Consider the following 13,193-nt stretch of genomic DNA (forward strand, 5'->3'; position numbering starts at 1 on the left):
AGTGACCACAACAGCGTGGCAGCAAATTCTTTGCATACGCTTCCGCCCAATATCTGGACAATTTATGAAAGCCTCGATCGACATTAGCCATGATAAAACCCTGTTGTGGCTTATGGCTGCTGCATGTGGTTTATGTGCGGGTGCCAATTATTATTGCCAACCTTTAGTGGCTTCTATCCAACAGAGCTTTCAAATTCCACAATCTGAAGTTGCGCTAACCGTCACCTTTGCGCAAATTTCTTATGCTTTGGGTCTACTGTTTATTGTGCCGATTGGCGATATTGTGAATAAAGCCAAATTTATTCCATTACTCATGCTTGGTGCGACTGTCGGTTTAGCCCTCTGTGCTTTTTCGACCAATCTATACATGCTTTGGGCAGGAACCATTATCACGGGGCTATTTTCAGTGGCTGCTCAGGTTCTTATCCCTTTGGTCACTGTTGCGATACGACCTGAAAAAATTGGGGCAGTTGTTGGCTTTTTAATGAGTGGGTTATTGGTCGGCATTCTGTTATCGACCAGTCTCTCTGGCTTATTGTCCTATCTGTTTCATTGGAAATCGATTTACATCCTCAGTGCGCTCTTGATGTTGGTATTAGCACTCTTACTCAAAAAACGTCTGCCCGTGGTCAGCATCACACGGATGCCCTACAGCCAAGTTTTCCAGTCAATGGGCGCATTACTCAAACATGAGCCACGGTTAATTTTCCGATCTCTGATTGGGGGCTGTGTCTTTGCTGCGATGAGTATGCTGTTTTCCACCATTGCCATGTTACTGACTGAGCCACCTTTTCAGTTGGCCGATGTTTGGGTCGGTGTTGTAACTTTAGTTGGTGTGTTTGGTGCCCTATCGACACAGTGGATCGGGCGTTGGGCGGATTTGGGTTTCAACAGAAAATTAACTTGGCTCGGTTGCAGTATCTTAGCCCTCAGTTGGGGACTGCTATATTTGGGTGGAAGCTCCCTCGCCTTTTATATTTTGGGCTATGGTTTAATCAACCTCGGTTTGGCTATGGTACATAGCTGTAATCAAAATATTATCTTCCAACTCAACCCGATTGCACGCTCTCGAATCAATTCAATTTACATGACGTTTTATTTTGTCGGTGGTGCATGTGGTTCAGCTTTGGGCGTGTTTGCATGGCATCATGGTGGCTGGACCACCACCTGCATGACAGGGATTGCTTTAGTAATTGCTGCTGGATTTTTCGTATTAATCGATCAACTCTATACTGCACGGCAACTGAAATATCCACAATGAAATGTATGGATCATTGCTCTAAAGCCACAATAAGTGGCTTTATTTTTGCAAATTAACTGACCTGCACCACGGGATAAAAGGGTTTGCCTAAATCCAAGGTTTCTGCATTTTCCAAAAGAATCACCATAAACACCGGTAAGAGTGCCGACAGTATTGTGCAGCCATCTTGAAGCTGTTTCCGATTGACCGAACTTTTATAGGTCGCGCCGCCATGAACCATTTGATTGCGTAGCGTATACATGCGATTGAACAGCACCATTAAAATATCAACGGAATCTTTTTCTTTAAGCGCGTGCAGTACTTTTTGTTTTTCATGCGCCAAGCCCTCTTTGCATGCATCATGGCTAATTTTTTGATTTTGATAATCCCAAAATCCCTGATAAACATAGGGATTATCCAAAAACAACCGTATCGGCTGACTAAAACGTTCCCATAAAATATTGTAGATTTTATGCTCTGCATCCTTTTGGCAGATCACATATAAAAACTGCCTTAAGCTTTGCTTGTCCTGCGCAATCTGTAAGTCTTGCGCATATATTGCGTTGAAGGACACCCACAAACTTATAAATTGCAAATCGAGATCATCTTGAAGATCAATTGACTTTTTCAGCCAACTTAAACCTCGATGAATGCGTAAATTAAATTGGTCGGTATGTTCCGACTTTTTACTTTTAAATATTTCTTCAAGTAGCATCATGCCTGCTAAATTCCAATGGATAATTCGTTTATTTTTCTACCATTTGAACTTAGCGCAATTGTTTACCGGCATGCAATCAAAATATCTCTGTATTCAACTATTTGGTCTCATCTTGTGTGAGATAGGTATAACGTTCTAACAGATCATTTTCATCAAAAATCAATTCATAAGACATTTTCTTTCCATTAAAAACGGATTCGGCAGGTGTTCCGAAAAGCTCCCATAAACCCACAGTCGCCACATCTGCCGCACCATGCCAAAATGCACGTCCGACTTTACTGGCAGTCGAATAACCTTGGGTAAAGGTATAAATTTCATGGCGTTTGCCATTTTTATATTCAGAGGTGATCGGTGCGCCAAATTCAGCAATCACCACGTTACGAGACAGCCCTTGTTGAATCATTTCAGTATTTTTCTTGCTCGGCTGCTTGCTTGCCATGACAACTGAACAGCCTGTTGTGCCTGACAATGTGAAAACTAAAGCTATTCCTAAGCAGGTCTTTTTCATCATGTGGTATTCCCCAAATTCTTCACATTTCTATTTTTAATTTTTGATTTTCATCTGCTGTTGATCTTAATTGTTTATTTCATCTTTTTCATTTTTTTATACGACTATTCGTCTGATTTTTAGAATGATTAGCGCTTGAAAGAATCACCTTTATGAAGGTTTTAGACTGAATAATGCTTTAAGTGAATTATTGTTCTGTTGGTGACGAATTCGGTGGAACAAACCAGTTTTTCCAAGAGCTACTGTGGCGAGTTTCAATTGCAACGGTAGGGATGAGCTCTTGCTTCAGCATTTTTTCTTGACCGACGGCTTTCGCCAACCGCGCTTTGACCGAGTGTATACACTCACGGTCTTCAAACTCACAGCGGTCAAGGTTGGAGCCACCACAGGGTCCATTGGCTAATCCTTTGGGACAGGTTTCAGGACAAATATATAAGGTTTCACCTAAACGACATTGTCCGCAACTTTCACAACCCACGATGCCATGTTTACTGATAAATTCTGTTTTCAGCAAGGCCGCATCAGCTTTCGGTTTTTGCCATAATTTGGCCGAAAAAATATAAGATCCCGCCCCTTTGGCCAGTTTTGAACTAAAAAATAACTCATGCATGACATGCATACTTTTATATTTCAAAACCTGTTCAACTGGAGCCTTATGGTTATTTGCGCCCGTCGGGTGGAAGTTCACATCGACACTAGAGCGCCAAAGCATCTTCCATTTTGCTAAACATTGTTCAAACGTTAATGTGGCAAATTGCAGAATTGCTTTTTGCAACTTCTCTTGTTCTTCTGCTTTATGGCAAGCCGATAAATGAACCCCTGCATAGCCCAATTGCTGACACATTAAAATTTGTAAGGCACAGCGAGCATAGACATTTTGTTCAGCTTGTATGACATCAGTTTGCTGTTCTTGTTGCAAAAAATTTAATACATCTGCTGAAAGCACGATGCCTGCGACTTTTTGCTTGGCCATAAAACGGGCACGGGCAAATGTCAGCGGCATGACACAAGCCAATACAGGTATACGTGGATAATATTGCTGCATATAGCGTTGGTAACTGCTCAACACATCCATGTCAAAGCCCAACTGTGTAATCACATAGTCAGCGCCAGCTTGAATTTTTTTATTCAGTTTAAAATACTGCGCATCCTTTTCTGCTTCTGCATATTTAAAAGGATTAAATGCTACCCCTAAATAAAACCCGCCATAGTCTTTGGCTGCCATGACTTGATTGACCGACTCTAAATAACGGCTCCGTAGAGTCGGATCATTTGCCCCATCCTGATGCTGCTTGAGTTTATCACCACTGAGCAAAAGTAAATTCTCTACCCCGTGCTGCTGAGCATCTTTCAGAAAAGTTTGAAAATCTGAGATATCTCGACCTTTCCCCGAATAATGCAGAATTTTTTCAATGCTTTGAGGGTAGTCTTGCATTGCTTCTAAAGGAGCAATATCCGTGTCACTTTGTACTCGGTCAGCCAATGTCATGCACACAGGAAAGCCTGCAAATGTCGTTGGGACCAGATGCGTTTTTTGCGTCGTTAGATATTCAAACGAGATACAAAACTGGCGTTGCAATAGATATTGGGAAAATAAAGACATAAAGGCAGGCAGTTAAATCTGCTGAGAAACCATACAATAAGGTTTATAAAATTATAGATTAATCACATAAAAATTTAAATTACTTAAGCCACACTTCCGACTTTTTCTAGCCTGACCTTGAATATGTCACGCTAGCAAGACCATGCCCCAAACCACAATTTATGCTAATATTGCGCGCGTCTTGAAATGCGGTTTTTTTCATCGTATTTCAGACAGCTTTTGGTATTTCTTCACCATTTTCCATTTCGTTCTTCCATCTTGTTCTTTTAAGGCGTGTTTTTTTAATGACTGATCTCCAACCCATTGAAAATAAACTTCAACCACGAATTAGTGTTGCGCCAATGATGGATTGGACGACATAAAATTTATAACACATATATATCAATAACTTAAAAATTAATTTAAATTAAATGGCGTAGATTTGGAGTAATTTTTTATTCTTTTCATAATCTTTTTTCCATTATACTTGTTCTTTGACGATTAATTTAGCTTTTTGTATATGACTAGAAATCTTGAACCCCAACTGAAAGTTCTGATAATTAATCACCTAATAGCCAAAGGCTTGATTGATAAAAATGATACTCTAATAAATGAGTTTAATATTGGAGATTTCTCTCGGAGAGTCGATCTTGCACTCATAAAAGAAAATGGGATTTTTGCATATGAAATAAAGAGTGATGGCGACACATTACTGAGATTGAAAGATCAAGTTGATAAATATTTAGAATACTTTGACAAAGTGACAGTCATCACTACTCCTAGACATACACAAAAAGCACTATTGTTAATACCGAACAATGTTGCATTATTGGAGTTAGACGATAAGACTAATGATGTTAAAGTCATAAAAAAAGGTAAATTTATCAAGGCTGCTGATAAGCTTAGCATGATTCAGCTCATGACAATGAAAGACTTAATACGCATTGCAAAAGAAAATAAGATAATAATTAGCAACAAAAGAACCGATCTAGAAAAAAAAATTTTATTGCTGCCAAAAAACAAGCTTCGTCAGTACACCATTCTATCTTTAAAGAAAAGATTCGAAAAAGTAAATATTCTAAATGAGGAGGCGATTACATCGAATCTATTTAAAAAGCAGATACCTACAAACACTCGAAATGAAACCAATATCGCATCTCAATTGGATGTGCTAATCGCCAACCTTCATAAGCTTGAGAATGAGTTAAATCATCAATCGATCCATTCTTCATCAGTACTTAAATCCGATACATCCTCCAAATAATGCAATTGCTGATATAAATGTAAATTAACTCTAACAGCAGTCGCTTTATTTGGATTTCCAATCCCATAATCATCATAAGTTGCGGTCTTTTCAATCATCTGTACAGCCCACAATCTGAGATTAGCGTCCCAATACTCACTAGCCATCATTTCAATAGCAGCTTCAGCATATAAATCCTTTTTGTCACCACTTCTAGATTCTTTTCTGATAAAACGCCAATCATTTTTCAAAGCATAATCTATACGTGGTGGAGGTGTACCAGATGCCATTTGTGTAAACGTACGCGTGCTCCCCCTATCAGAATAGATAATCGCTGTATCCTTCATTTCTTTCTGGATCATATTGTAAATAAGACGCTCATAGATCGGAATTTCACCTTTGGCTGAGCCAGCAAAATCATATGGGAATGAGGTTCCAGAAAATGAAAGATACACTTTTGATAGTAATTTTTTTAATTGCTTTAAAAGAGCTATATATCTATCAGCATCAATATAGTTAAGTCTATTTACATCGCCGTAATCCAACATAAGTATATATTCTTCATCGACGTACTTGGGATTTACTAATGTTTTAATAATTGTGTTAAATTCATTATTATTCAGCTGATACATTTTAAGTCTGATTAAAAAATTCCGTTTTATACTAATAAATTTATCAAGTTGACTTTCAAGAGCATCTAAATCCTGTAATAAAATAGTAGGGATAAAGTTCTCATGCTCACAAATGAATGAGCACCAGTTTTCGTATCCATTCGAAGAATCAAATAATGTACGCATCTTGGCTAAACATTCTATATGGTTGCCTTCCTCACCTTTACTTTCAAGACTTTGTAGATTTTCATAATCTAGATCTACAAAACAAGGACGATTCGGAAAAGCTAATCGGACTCTTTCGATCGTATTATCGAACGATCGAGACCCTACCCATCTTTTAAGTACAAATAAAGGGGAAATCAGATCCTTATCTATATTCGGCAACTCTTGGATACCAGCCATCTCAGCAGGTTTAAGATGTAAGATCGGGATATATCTAATACTTTCAAAATTATTCATGATTTACCTAATCTACCCTAGCCTAATCTTTAGCGCTGTGATAGAAACATTCAATTCTTGTGCTAAATATTCAATTTTTCTAGAAGTTTCTTTTTCATGATTACATTGTAAAACTAGTGCATTTAGTAAATGTATAGGCATTAAGATATCTGCTGCTAATCTGTTGGCTTCCTGTTCTATATAAGTAGAATGAGAAGAACGATATAAGACATCATCAACGATACCATCCTTCAATAAGTCTCTATGTAAAAAGTAATGTGCTAACTCATGAGCAACAGTAAAACGCTGTCTAGTCTTAGCATCATGTCTGTTTACTTTTATTGTTACTTCACCATTTGTTTCACGAATTTCTCCAGAGATATCACTGCGTAATGTAGAGCTTAAAATTTTTATACCCAGTGCTTTAGCAATAGCCCCCAATTGAACAGGATAAGTTGTTTGATGCGTTTCTAGTAATTGTTGATATTCAGAACAAAGAGAATTCCACTCGTTTGAAACTGTAACATTAATCTTCATCTTGTAGATCACCTTCTAATTCCGGGTATACTGTTACATCCTGATTTTGTCTATCATTTCGCAAAAAAGCTGCTACAGCACTATGAATTGGTGCTGTTAAACGACCTTCATTTACGAGTTTTTCAAACTCTGCTATGGCTATACTATCTAGTTTTTCTTGAATTGCTCTTTCAGCTGCTTTTTCAGCTTGCTTACCAATACTCTTAAATCCAAAGAAGCTGATAATAGCAATAATCACACCCAAGACAGTCACTATCACTGCTACGCTAGTAAGCAAAATACTAGCCCAACCAGAAAAGCTAGTGAGTTCATCCGATTTATCTTGCACTGCGAATGTTTGCTTGATGTCAAGATAATCTTCTTGCAACTTTTTTAAATCGGAGCTCTGAATTTGATAATCTGCTTCTATCTTTTTCAAGTTGTCCTGTTGGAGCTTAATGATTTTAAGCAAATCTTCCTTGTCAGCTTTTTCAAATGATACTTCTTCATTAACATTTTGATTGGCAATATTCGTATATGAAAATAATCCATCAGGGCTAGCGTAAACTGACTTTCCCAAAATAAGAAGACAGATTATACAAATCAGTAGTCTAAAATTCATTTTTATCTATTAGTTAATAAAATCTTACTTTAACAAATTTTTCTGATGAATTTAATCCATACAAAAATGCTATTCAATATCTTAAAGTATTACATAGCAAATACATTGCCACAACAAACATAGAGGGTGACTAAAATATTAGTTAAATAATGAAAATATGGAAGAAGTCTATTTTGATACACTTGTTCCATATAAGGTTTACTATTTAACAACTTAAATTGGGACTTATATTTTCATTTTGACCAAGCATTCGACAACAACTCCGCTTGCTTCATCACCAACTCAATCGCTTCAGCTGCTTTATCAGGTGGGTACTTCCAACGCTGCAAAGTACGACGTACTAATATTTTCAGCTGAGCACGCACACTATCCCTAACCTGCCAATCCACTGTCGTTGACTTCCTGAGTTTCTCGGTAATCTCTCGGGCGATCTGTTTCAGCGTATCGTCTCCAAGCTCTCTGACCGCACTTTCATTATTCGCCAAGGCATCGTAAAAAGCGATTTCATCTGGATTTAACCCAAGTGATGCTTCTCGCTGCATCTCTGCCTGAAATTCTTTTGCCATTTGAATGAGTTCTTCAATGACCTGAGATGTTTCAATCGCTCGGTTATTGTACTTCCTCAAGGTTTCCTGCAAACGATCAGAGAAGCGTTTTTCCTGCACGACATTGTTTCGTGTCTTTGCTTTAATGCCGTCATTGAGTAACTTTTCCAGTAGTTCAACTGCCAAATTACGATATGGCATCTGCCGTACATCTTCTAAGAACTCATCTGAAAGCAAGCCAATATTGGGTTTATCCAAACCACACATTGCAAAGACATCTGTTACGCCATCAGCAATGACAGCATTATCCAGAATCTGTTTTAGCGTACTGTCCTTTTCAGCTTGCGACAGTTTACGATCTACAGAGGTATGCTTGCTAATGACCGCTTTAATGGCTGAGTAAAAGGCAATTTCTTTGTGCAGGTTCTTCGCTTCATCCAAGGTGCTGCATAAAGAGAAGGCTTTATTGATTGCCAGAACTAAATCAAGAAAACGCTTTTTACCATCCTTCAAGCTCAGCACATAGTTAGCTGCGGGGATAATCAGTCGGTGTGCCTGAGTTTCGTAAGCACTTAAATCCATGCCTACCTGTTCATTGGTTTTGGCAAACATTCCTCGTATGGCATCCATCTTTTCAGCAAGAACCGCATAAGCTTCTTCTGCACGTAATGTTGGTTCCCCTTTACCTTTGGCATCGGTATAGGTTTTTAAGGCTTGCTTCAATTCATTAGCAATACCGATATAGTCAACAACTAGTCCACCCTGCTTATCTTTAAAGACACGGTTCACACGTGCAATGGCCTGCATGAGGTTGTGCCCCTTCATCGGTTTGTCGATATACATGGTATGCGTGCATGGTGCATCAAAACCTGTAAGCCACATATCGCGCACGATCACTAACTGCAAAGGATCATTCACATCTTTAAAGCGTTTCTCAAGACGTTTTTTGACTTGCTTGTTATAAATGTGTGGCTGTAACAATGGTTTATCTGAAGCTGAACCTGTCATCACAATTTTGATTTTGCCTTTTTCAGGATCAGGGTCATGCCAATCTGGACGTAAGGCAATAATCTCATTGTAAAGGTGGACACAGATTTCGCGGCTCATGGTCACAATCATGCCTTTACCCGCCGTGGCTTCGGTACGGGCTTCAAAGTGTGCGACTAAATCCGCAGCAATCTGTTTCAGCCGTGGTGTGGCACCCACCAGCTTTTCTAGTCGGCTCCATTCGCTCTTAGTCTTTTCTCGGTTACCAACATCTTCTTCATCTTCTACAACCTCATCGACTTGATCAGATAACTCTTCAATCTCAGTCTGATTAATATCTAGCTTTGCCAAGCGTGACTCGTAGTAGATTGGGACGGTTGCACCATCATCGACGGCATCCTGAATATCATAGATAGAAACATAATCTCCAAAGACAGCTCGAGTGTCTTTATCTTCACTTGAGATCGGAGTTCCAGTAAAGCCAATAAAAGCCGCGTTCTTCAAGGCATCGCGCATGTGCTTGGCATAGCCAAACTTGTATGTGCCGTCGTTACCTAGTTTTGCTTTCAGACCATATTGGCTACGATGTGCTTCATCTGACATCACAACAATATTGTGGCGTCCATTCAATAATGGATGTTCACTCTCACCATCTAGCAATGCGAACTTTTGTACTGTGGTAAAGATGATGCTACCAGACTCACGTTCAGCTAAAAGCTGTCTCAGCTCATCGCGGTTATTGGCTTGTACTGGGGTTTGTTTTAATAGTTCTTGAGCATTGCTAAAAGTTTCAAAAAGTTGTCCATCCAAGTCATTACGGTCAGTCACGATCAACAAAGTTGGGTTGTGCATGGCAGACTGCTGTAATAGTTTACCTGCATAGCAACACATGGAGATACTTTTACCCGAGCCTTGGGTATGCCAAACAACGCCTGCTTTCTTATCCCCATTCGGATTGGCTGCTGCAATGGTCGCTTGTACCGCTTCCCTAACCGCATGGAACTGATGGTAGCCTGCAATTTTCTTAATGGTCTTTTCGCCATCTGTTTCAAACAACACAAAGAATCGAATGTAATCTAGGAACAATTCTCGATCAAAGAAGCCTCGAACAACCGTTTCTAGCTCCCATTCTAAAGCAGGTTTATCATCTTCATTTTTGATCGTACGCCACGGCAAAAAGCGTTCCTGATTCGCCGTCAGTGAGCCTACACGTGCTGTTACGCCATCACTCACTACCAAGGCTTCGTTATAAACAAATAAATCCGAGATTTCTTCTTTATAGGTTTGCAGCTGGTTAAAGGCATCCCAAATATCCGCGTTTTCATCAGTTGGGCTTTTTAGTTCCAATACAGCAAAAGGAATACCGTTGATAAAGCAGATGATGTCAGGGCGTCTAGGTTGTTTGGTGCCTAGAATAGTAAATTGATTAATCGCCACAAAGCGATTGTTTGCTACATGATTAAAATCTACCAAGAAGGCATGGTCATGCACCCAATCGTCCTGTTTCTTATAGGTGACAGATACACCTTCCAATAACATACGGTGGAAAGTACGGTTATTAATGACTAAGTCCAAACTTTCAGGCTTGCTCAGTTTTTGCCAAACCTGCTCAAAACAACTCATAGGCAAGTGTGGATTTAATCGTTCAAATGCAGCATGTAGGTCTGATTCAATTAAGACTTGTTTATAGTCTTTGCGTAAAGGATTACTGCTGTCGGGCGCAATATCAATACCATGAACGACTTCCCAGCAATTTTCAGCGAACCAATCGAGGCAGAGATTTTCTAATTGTGTTTCATTCATGATTTAACTCTTAATTATTCCAACAACCCACACTTTGGGCATTAAAAAACTTAATATTTTCTTCATCAATATGCTTAGCAGTAGACATTATTCTCTCTACAATTTCTTTTATTTCTCGATCTATTTGTTCATCTTCTTTATTGCCTTTATACACAGATACAGCGATCTGTTGATAAGTTCCTCTAGCAATCTGCTCTAGAATGTGTGTGTCTTGCTTACCTATACCCCAACCATAAATAACCAAAGAGTCCCCCCCATTAGGAAGTTCCTCATGGATAACATAAGAAAGGTAATTAGATGAGCTAATTACTTCTAACTTTTCCTGATAAGTACCTTCACTAACAAACAGTGGAATTGAATTATTTTCTTGCCAAAAATCTGCAATGGTTTCTAAAATCGAGTTATAAATCGATTTGTGACCTTGGATTTTCCCCTCTTTACTTTTGGTTCTATGCAGAATTAAATTTCCGTGAGGATAAAAGACTAATGTAGCTGAATTATTACCATTGTAAGGTTTTTTCAATATTTCAATTCTGCTTTTCGCGAATACTTTAGAATTAGAAATTAATGAATCAGATATAATAAATCCATCTTTTAAGACATTTTTATATTGATCATTATATTCCAACATTGACCAATAAATAATTAAATCATAATTAAGACTAAATACAGTCTTAAAATGAGAAAGATATTTACCTACCAAAAAAAGCTGACCCTTTAATTCTCTATGATTAGGATGAATATCTTTAACTGCTTTAAGTAAGGCTTTTTGTATTAAGTTATAACCATCTTTTATTTTTTGTTTTTCTTCATCAGAAACACTAAATAAATGATTAATATAATTAGCTTGCCACAATCGATATAAGACTCTCTCAAAGTCATGACTATCTTTATAAAATTTAGAGAAAACCTGTTGGGTCGCCTGATCTAAATTTTCTTTTTCTGTGGCTTTTTCATAAAGTGACTCGTAAACAAAATTATTGCTTAAAGCCATACTTCCACCGTTACCTACCAGCAAAGAGTCCGTAAATTCGTCTTTTATCTCAGACCATTCATATATTTTTGGCATATCAAAGGTTTTCAACCTCAATCTCACCCGACAACAATTTCGGCAACAAAGTATCTCTTAAATTAATTAAACTCTGCTTTTCTTTTGCTTTTAATGTAATTTCATCATATAGCGTTTTAGCTGTTCTAGTATAAACAGCAATCACTTTTTCATCTGGGCGAATAAAGTTAATTTCCCTGAAGTTTTTCTTACTTATTTCCTGAAATGTTGTACCTGATGCACGCCCTTTGATTTCAGCCATATTAGCTTCACACCACTGAATTAAATACTCAGCCGAATATTTCGTATTTGGCAAAATTGCTATATAACCTTGGTTAATAGCGACTTCAATTTTAGCTAGAGCCAAATAACCAACTGGTGCACGAGATGACATTAACACCGTATCTTTTGGTAATATTCCAGAACTGATTTTTTTCAGTCCAATATCTGTTATTTTTCTTTCTGTATTTAACAAAATTTTATCTGTTAAATTTGATAAGTCTTTGGGTGTTGTCCAATGATGAATTCCATTATCCCAAAAATCAGCATTCTTAGTTGAAGGCGTCCCTCCTCCAACTGTTTGGACTTGTTCTCCAACTGTTGAAACCACCCACCCCTTCGGCACTTCCCCTAATTCACTTTCCACCAATTCATCAGGAAACAATGCAGCAGTCGCCTGTAATTCAGCAAAATCATCATCAGACATTTGCTGAATCTCAACTTCACTTTTACCACTAATAACACACATCGCAGCAAGCTCAGGATGGTTCCCTTCTTGTTTTGCTATAATTTTGGCACGGACAGGATCAAAGTCGATAAACCAACTTTTAAAAATAGCTTGAGCAATAGATTCTAAAGTTTGGTTGATATGATTATTTAGATGAATTTTTTCATCAAGATCAGAAAGAATCTTAGATATTTTTCTTTGTATTTTTAATTCCGGCAAACGTATCTGTGCTTTTCTAAAATCACGTAAGACCACTCTAGGAATTGCAGCACCTGAAATAAAGTTACTTTTAAAATACTCAATAACTTCTTTCGAAGATAAATAGTATTTTAAAAAATCTGAATCTAATATATTCAAATTCGGTCTTAAAATTGCAACCGAAGACAGTAGAACTGCATTTAATGGCTGTTTTACATTAAGTTGACAAAAATAACTAATCATGCGAAAAAGTTTTTTTAGTTAACAGATGTTCACCCATGCCTCGAATTGTTTCTGTACCACTTAGTTTAGAACAGCGAGAACGACTCATTTTTCTGGCCAAGCATGCAAAACATTGGCGTGAAAGACAACGTGCCCAAACTATTCTCTGGCTTTCTGAAGGT

At 38.0% G+C, this 13,193-nt stretch carries 11 protein-coding genes and 1 pseudogene; 3 read left to right on the forward strand and 9 right to left on the reverse strand.

Annotated features, from left to right (window positions below):
* Positions 1-64 precede the first annotated feature (64 nt).
* Positions 65-1,261: an MFS transporter gene (locus tag FTU37_RS04635; RefSeq protein ID WP_180004611.1), complete on the forward strand. Its 1,197-nt coding sequence runs from the start codon at positions 65-67 to the stop codon at positions 1,259-1,261.
* Between the two features lie 52 nt (positions 1,262-1,313).
* On the opposite strand, the gene FTU37_RS04640 is transcribed toward FTU37_RS04635, so the two are convergent.
* From FTU37_RS04640 to FTU37_RS04650, 3 genes are all read right to left on the reverse strand, one after another.
* Positions 1,314-1,958 (reverse strand): HEPN domain-containing protein, encoded by a 645-nt coding sequence (locus FTU37_RS04640; RefSeq protein ID WP_180110512.1) that lies wholly within the window; start codon positions 1,956-1,958, stop codon positions 1,314-1,316.
* A gap of 97 nt (positions 1,959-2,055) precedes the next feature.
* Positions 2,056-2,466, reverse strand: a complete 411-nt coding sequence (locus FTU37_RS04645; RefSeq protein WP_180123891.1) for a hypothetical protein — start codon at positions 2,464-2,466, stop codon at positions 2,056-2,058.
* Positions 2,467-2,653: 187 nt separating this feature from the next.
* The gene (locus tag FTU37_RS04650; protein ID WP_180123882.1) at positions 2,654-4,069 is read right to left on the reverse strand and encodes a methylenetetrahydrofolate reductase C-terminal domain-containing protein; all 1,416 of its coding nucleotides are present in this window, start codon (positions 4,067-4,069) and stop codon (positions 2,654-2,656) included.
* Positions 4,070-4,568: 499 nt separating this feature from the next.
* On the opposite strand from FTU37_RS04650, the gene FTU37_RS04655 reads away from it, so the two are divergent.
* The gene (locus FTU37_RS04655; protein ID WP_180123883.1) at positions 4,569-5,312 is read left to right on the forward strand and encodes a sce7726 family protein; all 744 of its coding nucleotides are present in this window, start codon (positions 4,569-4,571) and stop codon (positions 5,310-5,312) included.
* On the opposite strand, the gene FTU37_RS04660 is transcribed toward FTU37_RS04655, so the two are convergent.
* The 6 genes from FTU37_RS04660 to FTU37_RS04685 all read right to left on the reverse strand — a co-directional run bounded on the left by FTU37_RS04660 (position 5,261) and on the right by FTU37_RS04685 (position 12,948).
* Positions 5,261-6,364 carry a beta family protein gene (locus tag FTU37_RS04660; protein WP_180123884.1) on the reverse strand — a complete coding sequence of 368 codons (1,104 nt, stop codon included), beginning with the start codon at positions 6,362-6,364 and terminating at the stop codon, positions 5,261-5,263. The genes FTU37_RS04655 and FTU37_RS04660 overlap by 52 nt on opposite strands.
* Positions 6,365-6,376: 12 nt before the next feature.
* Positions 6,377-6,880, reverse strand: coding sequence for an ImmA/IrrE family metallo-endopeptidase (locus FTU37_RS04665; RefSeq protein WP_180123885.1), 504 nt, complete (start codon positions 6,878-6,880; stop codon positions 6,377-6,379).
* Entirely contained in the window at positions 6,870-7,481 is a 612-nt protein-coding gene (locus FTU37_RS04670) for an OadG family protein (RefSeq protein WP_180123886.1), read from the reverse strand. The genes FTU37_RS04665 and FTU37_RS04670 overlap by 11 nt, the downstream gene beginning before the upstream one ends.
* Before the next feature lie 233 nt (positions 7,482-7,714).
* Positions 7,715-10,816, reverse strand: a complete 3,102-nt coding sequence (locus FTU37_RS04675) for a type I restriction endonuclease subunit R (protein ID WP_180123887.1) — start codon at positions 10,814-10,816, stop codon at positions 7,715-7,717.
* Between the two features lie 10 nt (positions 10,817-10,826).
* A complete protein-coding gene (locus tag FTU37_RS04680) occupies positions 10,827-11,900 on the reverse strand; it encodes a DUF4917 family protein (RefSeq protein WP_180123888.1) in 1,074 nt (357 codons plus the stop codon).
* Positions 11,887-12,948 carry a restriction endonuclease subunit S gene (locus FTU37_RS04685; protein WP_373686273.1) on the reverse strand — a complete coding sequence of 354 codons (1,062 nt, stop codon included), beginning with the start codon at positions 12,946-12,948 and terminating at the stop codon, positions 11,887-11,889. Before FTU37_RS04685 ends, FTU37_RS04680 begins: the two co-directional genes overlap by 14 nt.
* Positions 12,949-13,067: 119 nt before the next feature.
* On the opposite strand from FTU37_RS04685, the pseudogene FTU37_RS04690 reads away from it, so the two are divergent.
* Positions 13,068-13,193, forward strand: a pseudogene (locus FTU37_RS04690) (helix-turn-helix domain-containing protein); the annotation flags it as partial.

Origin of the sequence: Acinetobacter sp. YH12097 (assembly GCF_013419225.1) — a bacterium.
Lineage (GTDB): Bacteria > Pseudomonadota > Gammaproteobacteria > Pseudomonadales > Moraxellaceae > Acinetobacter > Acinetobacter amyesii.